This is a genomic window from Streptomyces sp. BE20, assembly GCF_036322525.1.
GTDB lineage: Bacteria > Actinomycetota > Actinomycetes > Streptomycetales > Streptomycetaceae > Kitasatospora.
The window spans coordinates 1-283 of the sequence record NZ_JAQYWW010001073.1; the positions used below are offsets into that span (position 1 = coordinate 1).

A 283-nucleotide genomic window follows, 5' to 3' on the forward strand; every position below is an offset into this window, starting at 1 on the left:
CTTCTTCCCGGCTTCGGCGGACTTGGCGGTGATGGTGGCCGCGGTGGACTTCAGCTCGTCCCAGGTCTTGGGCGGGGCGGCGATGCCGTACTGCTGGAGGATGTCGGTGCGGTAGAGCATGACGTCCACGTCGAAGTAGAGCGGGACGCCGTGCATCTTGCCGTCGTACTCGTCGACCTTCGCCAGTGGCAGGAACTTCTCGGTGTCGGCGGCGGTGTAGCCGAGCTTGTCGAGCGGGGCGAGGGCGCCGGCCTTGAGGTAGTCGAGCTCCAGGCCGTTGTTC

1 protein-coding gene is annotated in these 283 nt (G+C 66.4%); it reads right to left on the reverse strand.

Annotated features, from left to right (window positions below; genetic code table 11):
* Positions 1-283: extracellular solute-binding protein (locus PUR61_RS31075; protein ID WP_329882839.1), on the reverse strand; the 283-nt coding region annotated here is incomplete at both ends.